A 15,839-nucleotide genomic window follows, 5' to 3' on the forward strand; every position below is an offset into this window, starting at 1 on the left:
CCTGTTGCAAAATAGAAGAGATATTTTGAATTTATTTGTTATTAAACCATCAGGATACGTAATATGTCATCCGATTTAATGTTCTCAATAATGAGCAAAATTCTGTGCGGTGTAAGCACTTGCTTACATAACAATATACAATTGCTCGTTGAAAGAGTGAGCTAAAATCCCTATAACAGTAGAACCCTCCCGAGTGCGGAAGGGTTGACGTAATAGAGGTTTCAAAGTCAAAAGTGCGAAAAAATACCTATGCCATGCGCTATGTAGCCGGACAACCTGCGGAAAGGATCTTACCGCCGGGGTCATTTGCGAGCATCGGCCAGGCATTACCACCCGGAGAACCGTTAAGTACCGAAGAGCGTATTCGGATCCTGGTGTGGAACATTTACAAACAGCAACGCGCTGAATGGTTGTCGGTATTAAAGAACTACGGCAAAGATGCACATCTGGTGTTATTGCAGGAAGCGCAGACAACGCCAGAGTTAGTGCAGTTTGCGACCGCTAACTATCTTGCTGCCGATCAGGTGCCCGCTTTTGTTCTGCCACAACATCCTTCCGGCGTAATGACCCTTTCGGCAGCGCATCCGGTGTATTGCTGCCCGTTACGCGAACGTGAACCTATTTTACGTCTGGCGAAATCGGCACTGGTGACGGTCTATCCATTACCTGACACCCGCCTGTTGATGGTAGTCAATATCCATGCGGTCAACTTCAGTCTGGGCGTGGATGTTTATAGCAAGCAATTGCTTCCTATTGGCGATCAGATAGCCCACCACAGCGGTCCGGTCATTATGGCGGGAGATTTCAATGCCTGGAGCCGTAGAAGGATGAACGCGTTATATCGCTTTGCGCGAGAAATGTCGCTGCGCCAGGTGCGTTTTACTGATGATCAGCGCCGCCGGGCGTTTGGTCGCCCGCTCGATTTTGTTTTCTACCGTGGTCTGAATGTCAGCGAAGCTTCCGTACTGGTTACGCGCGCTTCTGATCACAATCCGCTACTCGTTGAATTCAGTCCCGGCAAGCCTGATAAATAAGGTATGTCAGGTCTGCCACAGGGCAGACCAACGTTTGGCGCTGCCTTTTTATACTCAAACAACAAAAGGACAGTGCAATGACAACACAATCCCACCATGAGCACGTAGAAAAGCAATTTAGCTCGCAGGCCAGTGAATATTTAACCAGTGCCGTGCATGCATCCGGGCGCGACTTACAGCGCCTGGCGGCGTGTCTGGCAGAGTATCCTGACGCTTGCGTACTTGATATGGGCTGTGGAGCAGGACATGCCAGCTTTGTCGCCGCGCAAAACGTGCAGGAAGTGGTGGCGTATGACTTATCTTCCCAAATGCTGGATGTTGTTGCACAGGCTGCAGATACCCGACAACTGAAAAATATCACCACCCGCCAGGGGTATGCCGAAAGCCTGCCTTTTGCCGATCACACCTTTAATATTGTTATTAGTCGTTATTCTGCTCACCACTGGCATGATGTCGGTGCGGCATTGCGTGAAGTGAATCGGGTCTTGAAGCCCGGCGGTATGCTGATTGTGATGGACGTAATGTCTCCGGGTCACCCGGTACGCGATATTTGGTTACAGACGATAGAAGCATTGCGCGATGCTTCTCACGTGCGTAATTACGCCAGCGGTGAGTGGTTGACGTTAATCAATGAAGCATATCTGCTTGTCGATAATGTGATCACCGATAAATTACCTCTGGAATTCTCTTCGTGGATTGCGAGAATGCGTACGCCAGAAGTGTTAGTGGACGCTATTCGCGTTTACCAACAGAGCGCATCGACAGAGGTGAAAACGTATTTTGCCTTGCAGAATGATGGCTCTTTCACCAGTGATATCATCATGGTTGAAGCACATAAAGCGGCATAAATAAAAAAGGCACCGGGGGAATCGGTGCCTTTCTGTTATCTGGTTTGTCAGGAATCTGGCATATTGTTGTTTTTCACAAACAACGTCAGCTTGTCGCCTGGTTGCAGATTCGCAGTATCGCTGTTCCAGCGCATCACATCTTTGATGTTTACGCCGTGACGCTTAGCAATGCTTGAAAGCGAATCACCTTTGCGCACACGATACGTAATGCTATCGCTGTTGTTTGCCAACCGCTGTGCGCTACTACCAGCGCCAATTGTCAGACTTTGACCTGGTTTCAGCTTAGAACCGCGCAGATTGTTCCACTGCTGCAAATTCTTTGTGCTTACGCCGAGACGTGAAGCGATGCTTGAAAGCGTGTCGCCAGAGCGTACGGTGTAAACGCGGCTATTAAGCGGCGTATTGTCGGCAACCAGTGTCGACTGTACGGCAGCAATTTCGCCTGAAGCCAGAGATTCACGCAGTTGATCTGCATGTTTCTTTGGCACCATCACGTACTGTGGACCACTTGCGCCCAGCGTGGAGCCTTTCACGCCAGCGTTGAAGGTCTTCAGTTTGCTGACGGAAATTCCCGCCATATCTGCAACCTTCGCCATTTCAACCGGGCTACTCAGGTGTACACGCGCCAGAGCACGGCTTTCATCGGTCGTCGGCAGACGTACACCATAACGCTTGCTGTTTTTGAGAATATCACTCAATGCCAGCATCTTAGGCACGTACTGCTTCGTTTCCTGCGGCAACGGTAACGACCAGAAATCCGTGGATTTCCCACGCGCTTTGTTCGTTTTAATTGCCTTCATGACCCGACCTTCGCCGCTGTTATAAGCCGCTACGGTCAGAAGCCAGTCGCCGTCAAACATTTTGTTCAGACGCTGCATCATGTTCAGCGCGGCAGTTGTTGAAGCAACAACATCGCGACGCGCGTCATAATTGCGAGTCTGTTTCAAACCATAATTGCGCCCCGTGCTCGGAATGATCTGCCAGATGCCTGCGGCATTGGCGCCAGACGTCGCGTGAGGATCAAAAGCGCTCTCCACTATGGGTAGTAGTACCAGTTCCATAGGCATGTTACGTTTTTTAACTTGCCCGGCTATCCAGTACATATACGGCTCTGCCCGTAAAGTTACATCGTGGAGATAGCTCTTATTGCGTAAATATTTCTGTTTCTGTTCGCGAATCCGGTCGTTTTCCGGAATTCCCATCTTTAGCTCGTCGCCTATGAAAGCCCACAAGTCACCATCCGGCGCGATAGACGTCCCATCGTCCATCCATCGTGCCTGACTTGTAAACTTTGCTGCTTCCCCTTGACCAGCTGCAGAAAGGCTCTGTGCGTGCTGTTGAACGTTACCAGTACTCTGGCAACCCACGAGCAGGACAGAGGCGAGTAATATCGCTTTTGCCTTCATGTGTGTGTCAATAGTTGCTTAAAAGACGACCGATCATAACGGCGAACGAAGCTGATGACAAGAAAGTTTTATCAGAATCTATCTTTCTTTGACCTTAACCAGGCAAAACGTTCTTCAGGTTGTTGCAATAATGTTTCTTTATTAATTACATTAATTAAATCAATATCTTCTGTTCTCAAAAAAACATTATTTTGCCGCTCATTTTTCAGAATTACGGGTAGTGTTATTTGATTTTTTGCCCGTAACTCCTTAACTTTACGATAATAATCATTTATAGACAAATCGTGCGGAAGAATACTCAAAGCAAACTTCATATTTGATAAAGTATATTCGTGAGCGCAACACACCAGAGTATCGTCAGGAAGTTCACTTAATTTTTTAAGTGATTGATACATCTGTGATGCAGTGCCTTCGAATAGTCTACCGCAACCGCCAGAAAACAGAGTGTCGCCACAAAATAGATAAGGTTCGCTAAAGTAACAGATATGTCCTAAAGTGTGACCTGGCGTAGCAATTACACTAAATTCATGCCCCAAAACGAAGGCAGTATCGCCATCTTTGACTACCTGCGTTGTTCCCTTATCTTGTGTCTCTTCTGGCCCATACACCACAATTTGCGGATACTTTTCTACCAGTTCTTTTACACCGCCAACGTGATCGTGGTGATTGTGGGTGAGGAAAATCGCTACTGGTTGCCAGTTGTTAGCTGAAATCGCCTTTAATACGGGTTCTGCCTCTCCTGGGTCGACAATCAGGCAACGACCTGCTTCATCAGACAAAACCCAGATGTAATTGTCATCAAAGGCGGAAATACTGTTAAGATTCATATATTACCTCTCAGTGCGAAACGGAAGGTTGTGATGAAACCGGCAAGGATCCCCCAAACTGTCGTGGCTCCTGATTGCTGGGGCGATTTGCCCTGGGGAGAGCTTTATCGCAAGGCGCTGGAACGCCAGCTCAACCCGTGGTTCGCTAAAATGTATGGTTTTCATCTGCTTAAGATTGGCAATTTAAGCGCAGAAATCAATTGCGAAGCGTGCGCGGTTTCTCATCAAGTGAATGTTTCAGCGCAAGGAATGCCCGTCCAGGTGCAGGCGGACCCACTTCACCTTCCTTTTGCCGATAAATCCGTCGATGTTTGTCTACTGGCGCATACATTGCCGTGGTGCACCGATCCGCATCGTTTATTGCGCGAAGCCGATAGGGTATTGATTGATGATGGCTGGCTGGTTATTAGCGGCTTCAATCCCATCAGTTTAATGGGATTACGCAAACTTGTGCCGGTATTGCGAAAAACATCGCCCTATAACAGCCGGATGTTTACTCTGATGCGGCAACTGGACTGGCTCTCTTTGTTGAATTTTGAAGTGCTACACGCCAGCCGTTTCCATGTTCTCCCGTGGAACAAGCACGGTGGAAAACTATTGAGCACGCACATTCCTGCGCTTGGTTGCTTACAACTTATTGTTGCCCGGAAACGGACTATTCCTTTAACGCTAAATCCGATGAAACAGAGTAAAAACAAACCGCGAATTCGCCAGGCGGTCGGTGCCACCCGGCAATGTCGTAAACCACAGGCTTAAACTTCGACTTGATAGCCCGTATCTTCCAGCGTGGGATTCATTGCCGCAGCACGAGCCAGTTCATCACAGCGTTCGTTTTCCGGGTGTCCGGCATGGCCTTTTACCCATTCCCATTTGATTTGATGCTGTCCCAGCGCGGCATCAAGACGTTGCCAGAGATCGACATTTTTTACCGGTTTTTTGTCTGCGGTTTTCCAGCCACGTTTTTTCCAGTTATGGATCCACTGGGTAATCCCCTGGCGGACATACTGGCTGTCGGTACTCAAAATGACTTCGCAATGTTCTTTTAACGCTTCCAGCGCGACAATAGCAGCCATCAACTCCATACGGTTATTGGTGGTGCGGGTGTAGCCTGCGCTAAAGGTTTTCTCGCGTCCGCGATAACGTAAAATAGCGCCGTAACCCCCAGGTCCTGGATTACCCAGACACGAACCATCGGTGAAAATTTCTACCTGTTTAAGCATCTCTGGTAGACTTCCTGTAATTGAATCGAATTGTAAAACGACAAGTCTGACATAAATGACCGCTATGAGCACTGCAATTACACGCCAGATCGTTCTCGATACCGAAACCACCGGTATGAACCAGATTGGTGCGCACTATGAAGGCCACAAGATCATTGAGATTGGTGCCGTTGAAGTGGTGAACCGTCGACTGACGGGCAATAACTTTCACGTTTATCTTAAGCCCGATCGGCTGGTGGATCCGGAAGCCTTTGGCGTACATGGTATTGCCGATGAGTTTTTGCTCGATAAGCCTACGTTTGCCGAAGTAGCTGATGAGTTCATGGACTATATTCGTGGCGCGGAGCTGGTGATCCATAACGCAGCGTTCGATATCGGCTTTATGGACTACGAGTTTTCGCTGCTCAAGCGCGATATTCCGAAGACCAATACCTTCTGTAAGGTCACCGATAGCCTTGCGGTAGCGAGGAAAATGTTTCCTGGTAAGCGCAACAGCCTCGATGCGTTATGCGCCCGCTACGAAATAGATAACAGCAAGCGTACATTGCACGGGGCATTACTCGATGCCCAGATCCTTGCGGAAGTTTATCTGGCGATGACCGGTGGCCAAACGTCGATGGCTTTTGCGATGGAAGGTGAAACACAACAGCAACAAGGTGAAGCAACAATTCAGCGCATTGTGCGCCAGGCAAGTAAGTTACGCGTTGTTTTTGCGACGGATGAAGAGCTAGCAGCGCATGAAGCTCGTCTCGATCTGGTGCAGAAGAAAGGCGGAAGCTGCCTCTGGCGGGCATAAATACATGTAAAAGGTGCTAAAAATAGCGAGTTGGGCGATTTTTGCAGCAAACGATTCAAAAGATGAGAAAAACAATTGACGAAGGGCGAGGCAATCCGTAGTATTCGCCTCGTTCCCAACGGAATAAAACGCGGAGCGGTAGTTCAGTCGGTTAGAATACCTGCCTGTCACGCAGGGGGTCGCGGGTTCGAGTCCCGTCCGTTCCGCCAATATTTAGAAAGCCTGAATCAGCAATGGTTCAGGCTTTTGTCGTTTCTGGCTTTCGGGATTTTTCACCCCGGAAGTTAAATGGATTTAATCCAGAAAATAGTTACACCATATAATGACCAGTAGTTATAAGTTCTGGTCATTTTGGTTATTCCTGCGCATCCCACTTCTCCAGCAGTTCTGCTGGAACTTCATTGATTATCTCCGAAAAGCGTTTACCGACCAGTCGTTCCGCCTGACGCAACAAAGGAATGGTCGGACTGCTTGGTTCACTGTGCTCAAACCAGCGGCGGATGACTCGCAGGCGTTTCAGTGCGTCGTTCCGATCGCTGATTTGCTGTGGCTCTGCGATGATCTTTGCGGTCGTTTCGGCTGGTATATCCACTGTGGGAGCGACATGCCCTGCTAGTGTCAGTCCGGTATTATCGATAGCAGCATACTTCGGCTGATCAGCCTGCGGTTTTGGTTGTGGGATTTCTGGCGTAGTTGTCTGTACCGCCCCAGGCAACAGGGTCAGCAGTTGCGTCAGACGCGAAAAGTCCGGGGCCAGGTCATTCAGCGTTTCACGAGCATGGTGTTGCAGTCGCTCAGTGATCTCGGCGGCCTGGCGAAATGCGTCCAGCGGCAGTGCGCCGCGTGCTTCCAGGTCGGCCAGTTGCTGACGTACTGATTCCGGTGCCAGCGCATCCGCCGGGCGTGATGCAGACAGCGAACGTTCCACATCCCGAACCTGAAGGCGCATGGCGGCGTTGTTTGATAGCGTAATGCCACGAATATCAGCCATTACGCCTTCGTGGTCCAGTAGCGCCGACAGCGCGTTACTGCGTGCTACAGCCGCATCTTCGGCGGTGGTATCTTCAGCCGTAAGCAGTTGTGGATGGATGGTGTCCGGGTTTGCGACACACAACGTTTCCAGAAGCGTGAGTGTCTCCACCAGCCCTCTGGCTCCGGCCTGCTGGATACGGCAACGCAGCAGGACAACCAGGATGCGGATATCTTTACTGCGTGCCAGCAGGCGGCGGGCGTCCCGCTCCAGCTCCGCCCAGTTAATAGTTTCCGGTGTACTGACAAAATCGCCATATTGCGCCTCTTCACGCGCTAAGGCGCGGGTGAACAGCAACAGGTACTCTGGATCATACTCCAGATCCGGGCCGCAGGGGCATTCAGCCGAAATAGGGTCAGACAGGGGGGTATCCATTAAATTATCCTCAGTGTGCCAGATAGTGTTCAGGTTCGAAAATCATGCCCGTCACCGGGTTGTCGTGCAGGGCTTTCCCTGCCCAGGCGGTCCAGCCAAGCTGATATGGACCGCCAGTAACAGCCGGAGGGGCTGCGTGTGGTTTAAGCTGTAGCTCAATTTCCCAGCAGTATTCAAACCCGGTAAATGCACGAACCAGTTCCGTTAGTACTGGCAGGTTATTACCACCAGGCAGGAAACGCCGGTAGTCAGCCAGTGTCAGCGGGCCAATCACCAGCCGGAACTTATATTGCATGTCCGGCACGGCCTGGCCGATGAGTGCGCCGTTGCCAATGACGGAAGAGGGGGCTGGTATCCCCAGTCGGGTAATTTCATCATCAGCCACCGTTATCCAGTGCAGGACATACTCTTGTATCCGGAAAGGCACACTGAAATAGTGCGCCAGCGTGGCGGCCAAGCCGTCCGGGTTGCGGGATTCGCGCACCAGATGGGCCGATGCCGCCAGGCGAACGTGATCCGGCAGCGAGCTATCTGCACTTTCCCGTAAATCCTGCCCGCTGAGGCTGGCGATATAAAAGGCAAAACGGTCATATTCCTGTTTATCCAGACCGCCCCCGGCGGACTGGGCGCTGCGCCATGCCTGATAAAACTGCGTCAGCCAGCGGTGATGAAAAAGATCGGTAAAACGGGTCAGGGTCGGATCGCAGCGGCTTTCGGTCCGATTGCGCGCGAGTTCAGTGTAATGCAGTGGCAGCGGACCGTTCGGACCCCACAGTCCAAGGCTGTAAAGGCTAAGGTGCAGGCGTCCTTGTTGCCAGCTCACATTGGCGATTTCCCGTGGCGCAAAGGTCAGTGTAGGTGTTTGTCCCAGGCGAAATTTTTCCATGCCTGGTTGCCAGGCACTACCTGCGGGGACGGTACACAACTGCACATCCACGCGGCGCATCAGGTTCAGAAAACCATAGCGCCAGGGCGTTTTCTGCGCTTGGGTGAAATCGCCGCTCATACACTTCCCCGTAGTCCGGCTCTGACCGGCCAGGTCATAATTTTCCCACGTTGCATACTGTGCAGCGTCATCTGCGAGAAGGTATTAATGGAAACATGACGAGCGATATATTGCTCCAACACCAGACCGAACAGATACGGGCTAATACCAGAGAATCCGTCTTCATCCACCGTCAGCTCACAACTGACGCCGCGACCATAAACCAGCAGCCCGGAACCGGGCAGACGGCGGGTAACAGGCGTTGTTTTACAGCCAATCAGGCTGCGTACCTGACGCGACTGCGGACTGTCATGCGCCGGAATAAACAGGTTCAGCAGATCGCGCAGTGCCTGACCGCCGGTGCGGTGATCCAGATCGGCCAGCGGCAGATAATTAAAGGATAACTGGCGGATCAACCGCCAGGCCATTTCACGTTCCGCCAGTGGTGGCTGTGGTGGACGAGGTGGACGGATAAGCCCCACACCTGCCACAGGGATGGCCGCATCCACGGTCAGATCGTCCCGGCCATTGCGTGCGATAAGACAGGGCAGATCGCGGTTGGTGACCATGGCAGTGATGGTGATATGGCGCAGATTTTCCGGGTATGGGGCTTCATACTGGTCAACCAGCGACAGGAATACTTCCGAACCCGTATAGGGTGTGCGGGTGCCGTAGCGGCGGGCGTTCTCAGACAACCGACGCGGCTCCCGGCGCAGGGAAAAATAACGCCCATGATTGCCTTCATCATTATTGCGGGTGTGGTAGAGCGGGCGAAATGTCATCTTCCGCGTGGTGTCGGCTTCCAACCCTTCCACTTCCTGGACCGAAAACACCTCATAGTCGAGCGGATGGGTTCTGTCCACCACCAGGTGCTGCTCCGTCGTGCTGTGTGTGATATCGATCCGGGCGGTGACGCGGGGAAACAGGTTGATCACCGGGGTACAGAACAGGCTGAACTGTGCAGCATTTGTCTGGTGGATCAGCCAGTCTGGCGGCAGGCGGTTCAGTAAGATAACAATTTCCGCCACGCCGCTGTGAATTTTTTGTAACCCGGCAGACAGACCCGTCGGGGTGAAAAAATAAAAGCGTTCCGGGCAGGCAAAATATTCATGCAACAGGTTATGGCCGTGGAACACGTTCCACGCCAGCGGCAATAGCCCTTGATCCGGCTCCAGACCCTCGTACATGACGGGCTGTTTCAGATTCACATCCAGTACGCCGTCAAAATGACCCGGAACGCCAGCCAGTGTGGCAATGGCGCTGGTGTGCAACAGTTCGAACAGGTGTGAGGTCGTGCGCTCCTCGCCGCAGAGATAGAGCGGCAGCTTGTCCAGCCCGGCAAGCTGGCTGAAGGTCAGTTCACCGAAGGTGCGCAGGGTAATGCGTAGTGCTCCGGCGACGTGAATGTTAGCTGGCAGGTAGCGGTGCAGGGCGGGCATATCCGGCGGCGCGGCGGTCAGGCGCGCCTCTTCGATGGCAAGCGGCCACAGTGTCACATCCTGGTTGCTGCGAAACTGGCAGGCGGCGCTTTCACCTTCCGGAATGGAGGAAAAAAAGGCAGTGTTGCGTGGGACGGTGAATCCCTTCGCCAAATCACCTTCTTCCGGATCGGGATGTAGTTGTGCCACGCTCATTGAGGGGGTTGGGGTGATGTAATTGGGACTGACGACCTCCAACAAACGCTGGGTGAAGCGGGGAAATTCAGCGTCAATTTTAAGCTGCGTGCGGGCGGTCAGGAAGCTGAAAGCTTCGATCATACGCTCCACATAGGGATCGGCAATATCCGCTCCCTGCATTCCCAGACGGGCGGCGATTTTGGGATGACGGGCGGCAAATTCGGCTCCCGTTTCCCGCAGGTAGCTCAATTCGCGGTTGTAGTATTCCAGTAGCCGTGGATCCATCACTCACCCTCTATATTAATAAAATGTAATGCGGCTGTGCTCCATATCCAGCGCACTACGTACCCGGAATGCTGTCGGATACGGCTGCGTGAGGATCTCACCGCAAATTTCAAACTGTAATGTGTTATGGCCATTCTGGCGTTGTTCATCCTGTAGCGGGATGATTTGCAGTGTGGAGGTCTTCAGCCGGGGTTCAAACCGGGTAATAGTACGCAAAATGGCTCTGCGGATATCATCCCACTTATGTTCATACAAAAAGCTCCCCGCCAGCGGCGGCAGGCCGTAGTTCACTACGGAAGCAGCCGCCTGCGGGTAACGCGCGGCATCAATATCATCTTCATGGCTGATGGTGTTGAGCAGAAACGACAAATCCCGGCGGATGATCTCTTTAAGCTGAGCTGGGCTAACACTGATATCGTGGTCGCGCTTCTGGTTTGGGGTGTCGTCGCACAGGCGGTCAAACAGAGTGGGTAGTAAGTGTTTGCCTGGGCGCTGGTGGGAGGCATTCATGCATCTTGGCCTTCAGGTGAATTAAAGGTGCAGGTGCTCAAATCCAGCAGGCTGATATCTCCGTGGCTGGTGAGCCACATTTTTTGCCCCAGAGCCTGTACCAGGGTTTCTCCGGAACCATCCTGCCAGACGGTTTTGCGGCACAGACACAGGGTATCGGAGGCTTTTTCTGAACCGCTGTAGCGGGAAAATAGCCAGGCACCATGCACATCACCATTGTGAAGTGTGATATTGACGGGTTTCCAGATCAGATCGGTCAGACTCGCTGGCGGGGGCGATTTCAGTGAGCGAATTTGCGAAAGCGGCAGCCAGATATACATGCCACCAGTGACCAGTTCCAGCACTGGGCCGGTACGGGAGTCGCTGTCGCTTATCCAGTCAAATGTGCCGCCATTCCACTGTCCGGCAGTGTCTGTTATGGTCTCAAACGCGTGGCTGCGGTGGGCATCGGCATCTGACGTTTTACCATGGGCGTTACAGGCGAGGGCGACAAGCAGATCCTCCATCCAGACGGGCGGAGGGAGAATAAAGCCGGGACGTTGTTCACCATGAAAGCAGGACTGGCGGTATATCTCACAGCGAATCAACTCCCCAAATACCTGCGCTTCTCGGGTATAATTTGCGTCCAGTCGGGCGCACAGTTGGATTTGTTGCAGCGCTCGTGACCAGTAGCCGATCACGCACAATAACTGAAACAGGCTGTGCCGATGTAAAGCCTTAGTTGGGTGCATCTTTACTTGTTGCTCAGCCATCTGAATACCTTCCGCTACAGAATAATTCCGCAGCAGTGCCGACAAGGTAGCCGGTAGCACGTTATTGCTTGTCATGATAGATATCTCCGTGTTGTACCGGGTTTACCCGGTAATGGCTGTCAATGCCAATGATGCGGTGCTCACGTTGTGTCAGATCGGGTAAGACGGCGCTATGCACCATTTCCGATGCGTATTCCGGGGAAAGCAAGTGCAGAATATCGGGGAGAACCGTTTCGGTAGGCCAGATCGTTTCTCCTTCGCCGGTGGTATCCAGGACATCGAGAATAGCGTCAATGCTTAACCCTCCTGTGACCATATCCTGCAATGAATCAGCTTCAGTGGTCAGATTGCGCAATGAGGCCAGATCCAGCGTAACTGCCTCTTCATTAAGGGGAAATGGATCGGCATAACGATGGATATCTTGTTCAGGGGACAATAATGCCTGGCGGTATTCCTGGTAAAGTAGGGTTAGTGGGTTATCTGTTTCTGGGGTGCCTTCGGTGGCGACTGTGCCATGAACCGGAATGATATCAAACGGATTTTGCGACTGCCGTTGCTGTTGTCGAAACCAGTCAAGATCGAGATATTCGCTTATTGTTTCCAGCGAAACAGCAGTCTGTGGTGTCGTCTTTTCCTCACGTGGAGTAAGAGACGTCGGATTGTTACGAACAAGACACCAGGAAGATAATCCCCATTCAATCAGATCCCCTTCATTCAGGCGCATACGGTGATGCGGCTCGACAATCTGATCATTTACCGTGCAACAATATTCATCGGACTGATTGATTATCCACCACGCCTCTTCGTGGCGAGTCAGGCTGAGAGCAATTTTCGCATTCTCATCCACCTCAAAAACAGGAAGCCAGGGCGCGTTGACGGTGAAGATAATCTGTGTTCCTGCAGTCGCGTAAATTGTGCTATCGGTAACCCCGTGCGCCTGTATTTTTTGTAGTCCCCAGGAAATATTTCGTTTCATTACGTATCGCTGTATAGAGTGTTCTTTTCAATAGAAGAATAATTTCAATTTTTTAGATAAGTAATGCTGAACAATTTATTTTATCAATATTAATTCCTGCGGAAATGTATTGTGATAATTTTGATGTAATATATTCATAATGTATATGTGATTGATTTTCTGTATTGAAAAAAAACATAAAAAAGATACTAACCGCTATATTACATTACGTTCTGTGATATGCATCATTGTTTCATTCTGGAATTTTGATGATTCTATTAATTAGAAGTTCTAATCGGTACATTTATGTTTATGTATCATTTATATGTTCTTACATCATCAGGTGTAACAGATGGACACTCCTGTTTCACGCAGTGCACTATATGGAAAGCTAACAAAACCTTTATTCAGGTCTTTGGAGTCTGCGACAACGTTCTGTAAATTACGCGCTAATCCTTATGTCGAACTAACGCATTGGTTGCATCAGCTAATACAACAACCAGAGAATGATATTCACCATGTTCTTCGGCATTACCAAATAACATCTTTTGATGTAGAGAATGCGTTAATTCAGCAATTGGATATATTGCCTGCCGGAGCTAGCGTAATTAGCGATTTTTCCCACCATATAGATCTTTCTGTTGAAAAAGCCTGGATGTTGGCAAGCATCCGTTTTGGCGATCACAAAATTCGTAGCGGATGGTTACTACTAGCCTGGTTAACCACACCAGAATTGTATCGAGTGTTAAAAAATATCTGTGCGCCATTGGCTGGGTTACCGGTAAATGAACTATTGGATATTCTTCCGTCTTTAATCTCATCATCCCCTGAAATATCAGAGATTCCATATGATGGTTCGGATTTGAATTCTGCGGTTCCGGGAGAAAGCAGTCAGGCATTTTCCAGTAAATCAGCAGGGAGTAAATCCGCGCTGGCGAAATACTGTCAGGATCTGACTGCACAGGCTCGCGAAGGTGGCATCGATCCAGTCACCGGTCGAGAGCACGAAATTCGTACTATGACGGATATTCTGCTGCGCCGTCGGCAGAACAATCCGCTGCTAACTGGCGAGGCAGGCGTCGGGAAAACGGCTGTGGTGGAAGGATTCGCGCTGGCGATTGCCGAGGGGGAAGTGCCGCCCTCACTGCGTAACGTGCGGTTGCTGTCGCTGGATGTCGGGGCGCTGCTGGCGGGAGCGTCTATGAAAGGCGAATTTGAATCCCGCCTGAAGGCGCTGCTGGAAGAGGCTGCGTGCTCGCCGCAGCCGGTGATTCTGTTTGTCGATGAGGTTCACACCCTGGTAGGCGCCGGAGGTACATCCGGTACAGGTGACGCTGCCAACCTGCTGAAACCGGCGCTGGCGCGTGGCAGTCTTCGAACGATTGGGGCGACCACCTGGAGTGAGTATAAACGCCATATAGAGAAAGATCCGGCATTGACCCGGCGATTTCAGGTGTTGCAGGTGGCAGAGCCGGAAGAGGCTGCCGCTGTTGAGATGGTACGCGGGTTAGTCACTACGCTGGAAAAGCACCATAGCGTACTCATCCTTGATGAAGCCGTGCGTGCTGCTGTACAGCTTTCTCACCGTTATATCCCGGCTCGACAGCTACCGGACAAAGCCATCAGTTTGTTGGATACAGCCGCAGCCCGCGTGGCGCTGTCGCTGCACACTCCACCAGCGAATATCCAGTTTCTGCGTCAACGGCTCAAAGCCGCTGAAATGGAGCAGGAACTGCTATTAAAACAGGAAAAAATGGGAATCCGCGCAGAGCGAGGCGACACACTGGCGTCGCAGATTATATCGCTGAAAAGAGAACTATTTGATGCGGATGAACGCTGGCAGCAAGAACTAGAGCTGGTTAACAGATTACAGGAGCAGCGTGCTGCAGAAACCAGCGAGCGTGATGAAATCACACTGCAACAGTCAGAAGCAGCATTAAGAGTCTGGCAGGGTGAAAACCCCATCGTGTTTCCGGAAGTGAATGCGGCGGTGGTAGCGGCGATTGTCTCCGACTGGACCGGCATTCCCGCTGGGCGCATGGTAAAAGATGAAGCCAGCCAGATCCTGGAACTGCCTGCCCGCCTGGCGCAACGTGTTACCGGGCAGATGGATGCTCTGGCGCAGATTGGTGAGCGTATCCAGACCGCGCGGGCGGGGTTAGGCGATCCGCGCAAACCTGTGGGCGTCTTTTTGCTGGCCGGGCCGTCCGGTGTTGGCAAGACCGAGACCGCGCTGGCGCTGGCAGAAGCAATCTACGGCGGTGAGCAGAATCTGATTACTATCAATATGAGCGAGTTTCAGGAATCTCACACCGTCTCCACGCTGAAAGGCGCGCCGCCCGGCTATGTTGGCTATGGCGAAGGCGGTGTGTTGACGGAAGCTGTACGCCGTCATCCCTGGAGCGTGGTGTTGCTGGATGAAATTGAAAAAGCCCATCACGACGTCCACGAGTTGTTCTACCAGGTATTCGATAAAGGTGCGATGGAGGATGGCGAAGGTGTCCACATCGATTTCAAAAATACCACGCTGTTGTTGACCACTAACGCAGGTGCGGAGCTTATCAGCCAGCTCTACGAGGATCCGGCGCTGATGCCCGATTCAGCAGGGCTAAAAGAGGCGTTAATGCCGGAGTTACGCAAACACTTCCCAGCGGCTTTCCTGGGGAGGGTGACGGTTATCCCTTATTTGCCGTTGGATGAGAAGGCGCGAGGTGTTATTGCCCGTCTGCATCTTGGCAGACTGATGGATCGTATGGCGGAGCAGCATAGCGTTTCACTCATCTATGGCGACGAACTCATTACGCACATTGTGGCGCACTGCCCGATGCACGAAACAGGGGCACGCTTGCTGATTGGTTATATCGAGCAGCATATTCTGCCGCAACTGTCCCGTTACTGGTTGCAGGCGATGACAGAGAAAACAGCTATCACGCAAATCTGCATCCGTGTTGATGAGGATGAACAGATTATTTTTGAAACGGATTAATGGAACATCCTTATTGCAAAAGAATTAAGTGGTGCATTGTGAGTTAGTCGCTTTCCTGGAGATTCTTCCACCAATGATTTGCAGGGGGCTTTTTGTGCATCGGTAGATAAATTTTTGCGCACGCCTGCTAATGCGCGTGCAAGGGGCTGTATTTCTGCAACATATCGCCCTCCCGCCAGAGCATATCTCATGCGCTGGTCAATTGATGGACATT

General features: G+C 51.4%; 14 protein-coding genes and 1 tRNA gene. 6 read left to right on the plus strand and 9 right to left on the minus strand.

Translation table 11 applies throughout. The features are described from left to right. Positions 1–233: 233 nt before the first annotated feature. Positions 234–1,034 carry an endonuclease/exonuclease/phosphatase family protein gene (locus RGV86_RS17050; RefSeq protein WP_001230983.1) on the plus strand — a complete coding sequence of 267 codons (801 nt, stop codon included), beginning with the start codon at positions 234–236 and terminating at the stop codon, positions 1,032–1,034. Between the two features lie 77 nt (positions 1,035–1,111). Beyond that, entirely contained in the window at positions 1,112–1,882 is a 771-nt protein-coding gene (locus RGV86_RS17055; protein WP_085460351.1) for a class I SAM-dependent methyltransferase, read from the plus strand. A 47-nt stretch (positions 1,883–1,929) separates the two neighbouring features. On the opposite strand, the gene mltD is transcribed toward RGV86_RS17055, so the two are convergent. Together mltD and gloB are read right to left on the minus strand one after the other, a co-directional pair. Then, positions 1,930–3,288, minus strand: a complete 1,359-nt coding sequence (gene mltD, locus RGV86_RS17060; RefSeq protein ID WP_000644688.1) for a murein transglycosylase D — start codon at positions 3,286–3,288, stop codon at positions 1,930–1,932. Positions 3,289–3,359: 71 nt separating this feature from the next. Next, a complete protein-coding gene (gene gloB / locus RGV86_RS17065; protein WP_085460352.1) occupies positions 3,360–4,115 on the minus strand; it encodes a hydroxyacylglutathione hydrolase in 756 nt (251 codons plus the stop codon). Positions 4,116–4,148: 33 nt separating this feature from the next. Between gloB and RGV86_RS17070 the strand changes: the two genes are divergently transcribed. Further along, a complete protein-coding gene (locus tag RGV86_RS17070) occupies positions 4,149–4,871 on the plus strand; it encodes a class I SAM-dependent methyltransferase (protein ID WP_010344979.1) in 723 nt (240 codons plus the stop codon). Here RGV86_RS17070 and rnhA read toward each other — a convergent pair. Beyond that, positions 4,868–5,335: a ribonuclease HI gene (gene rnhA / locus RGV86_RS17075; protein ID WP_000917883.1), complete on the minus strand. Its 468-nt coding sequence runs from the start codon at positions 5,333–5,335 to the stop codon at positions 4,868–4,870. The two genes, RGV86_RS17070 and rnhA, sit on opposite strands and share 4 nt — an antisense overlap. A 64-nt stretch (positions 5,336–5,399) precedes the next feature. On the opposite strand from rnhA, the gene dnaQ reads away from it, so the two are divergent. Further along, entirely contained in the window at positions 5,400–6,131 is a 732-nt protein-coding gene (gene dnaQ / locus RGV86_RS17080; RefSeq protein ID WP_001366128.1) for a DNA polymerase III subunit epsilon, read from the plus strand. Positions 6,132–6,263: 132 nt separating this feature from the next. Further along, positions 6,264–6,340 (plus strand) — tRNA-Asp (locus tag RGV86_RS17085). A gap of 146 nt (positions 6,341–6,486) precedes the next feature. Here RGV86_RS17085 and RGV86_RS17090 read toward each other — a convergent pair. The 6 genes from RGV86_RS17090 to tagK are packed head-to-tail and all read right to left on the minus strand — an operon-like array spanning position 6,487 to position 12,660. Further along, on the minus strand, positions 6,487–7,536 hold the full coding sequence (locus RGV86_RS17090; protein WP_000380755.1) for a type VI secretion system protein TssA: 1,050 nt from the start codon (positions 7,534–7,536) through the stop codon (positions 6,487–6,489). A 10-nt stretch (positions 7,537–7,546) separates the two neighbouring features. Then, positions 7,547–8,542: a type VI secretion system baseplate subunit TssG gene (gene tssG, locus RGV86_RS17095; protein WP_000012133.1), complete on the minus strand. Its 996-nt coding sequence runs from the start codon at positions 8,540–8,542 to the stop codon at positions 7,547–7,549. Next, on the minus strand, positions 8,539–10,422 hold the full coding sequence (gene tssF / locus RGV86_RS17100; protein ID WP_309508475.1) for a type VI secretion system baseplate subunit TssF: 1,884 nt from the start codon (positions 10,420–10,422) through the stop codon (positions 8,539–8,541). The genes tssG and tssF overlap by 4 nt, the downstream gene beginning before the upstream one ends. A gap of 15 nt (positions 10,423–10,437) precedes the next feature. Further along, positions 10,438–10,932: a type VI secretion system baseplate subunit TssE gene (gene tssE, locus RGV86_RS17105; RefSeq protein WP_000994234.1), complete on the minus strand. Its 495-nt coding sequence runs from the start codon at positions 10,930–10,932 to the stop codon at positions 10,438–10,440. After that, a complete protein-coding gene (locus RGV86_RS17110) occupies positions 10,929–11,759 on the minus strand; it encodes a type VI secretion system accessory protein TagJ (protein ID WP_000203357.1) in 831 nt (276 codons plus the stop codon). The genes tssE and RGV86_RS17110 overlap by 4 nt, the downstream gene beginning before the upstream one ends. Further along, positions 11,746–12,660 (minus strand): type VI secretion system-associated protein TagK, encoded by a 915-nt coding sequence (gene tagK / locus RGV86_RS17115; RefSeq protein WP_085460354.1) that lies wholly within the window; start codon positions 12,658–12,660, stop codon positions 11,746–11,748. Before tagK ends, RGV86_RS17110 begins: the two co-directional genes overlap by 14 nt. Before the next feature lie 331 nt (positions 12,661–12,991). On the opposite strand from tagK, the gene tssH reads away from it, so the two are divergent. Beyond that, positions 12,992–15,625: a type VI secretion system ATPase TssH gene (gene tssH / locus RGV86_RS17120; RefSeq protein WP_085460355.1), complete on the plus strand. Its 2,634-nt coding sequence runs from the start codon at positions 12,992–12,994 to the stop codon at positions 15,623–15,625. Positions 15,626–15,839 lie beyond the last annotated feature (214 nt).

It is taken from the genome of Escherichia ruysiae, from assembly GCF_031323975.1.
Classification (GTDB): domain Bacteria; phylum Pseudomonadota; class Gammaproteobacteria; order Enterobacterales; family Enterobacteriaceae; genus Escherichia; species Escherichia ruysiae.

Bases quoted from the DNA above. Each gene is read 5' to 3' on its own strand.
- RGV86_RS17055 (WP_085460351.1), top strand. From the start codon at position 1,112: ATGACAACACAATCCCACCATGAGCACGTAGAAAAGCAATTTAGCTCG.
- gloB (WP_085460352.1), bottom strand. From the start codon at position 4,115: ATGAATCTTAACAGTATTTCCGCCTTTGATGACAATTACATCTGGGTT.
- tssE (WP_000994234.1), bottom strand. From the start codon at position 10,932: ATGAATGCCTCCCACCAGCGCCCAGGCAAACACTTACTACCCACTCTG.
- RGV86_RS17090 (WP_000380755.1), bottom strand. From the start codon at position 7,536: ATGGATACCCCCCTGTCTGACCCTATTTCGGCTGAATGCCCCTGCGGC.
- tssF (WP_309508475.1), bottom strand. From the start codon at position 10,422: ATGGATCCACGGCTACTGGAATACTACAACCGCGAATTGAGCTACCTG.
- tssH (WP_085460355.1), top strand. From the start codon at position 12,992: ATGGACACTCCTGTTTCACGCAGTGCACTATATGGAAAGCTAACAAAA.
- dnaQ (WP_001366128.1), top strand. From the start codon at position 5,400: ATGAGCACTGCAATTACACGCCAGATCGTTCTCGATACCGAAACCACC.
- RGV86_RS17070 (WP_010344979.1), top strand. From the start codon at position 4,149: ATGAAACCGGCAAGGATCCCCCAAACTGTCGTGGCTCCTGATTGCTGG.
- mltD (WP_000644688.1), bottom strand. From the start codon at position 3,288: ATGAAGGCAAAAGCGATATTACTCGCCTCTGTCCTGCTCGTGGGTTGC.
- tssG (WP_000012133.1), bottom strand. From the start codon at position 8,542: ATGAGCGGCGATTTCACCCAAGCGCAGAAAACGCCCTGGCGCTATGGT.
- tagK (WP_085460354.1), bottom strand. From the start codon at position 12,660: ATGAAACGAAATATTTCCTGGGGACTACAAAAAATACAGGCGCACGGG.
- rnhA (WP_000917883.1), bottom strand. From the start codon at position 5,335: ATGCTTAAACAGGTAGAAATTTTCACCGATGGTTCGTGTCTGGGTAAT.
- RGV86_RS17110 (WP_000203357.1), bottom strand. From the start codon at position 11,759: ATGACAAGCAATAACGTGCTACCGGCTACCTTGTCGGCACTGCTGCGG.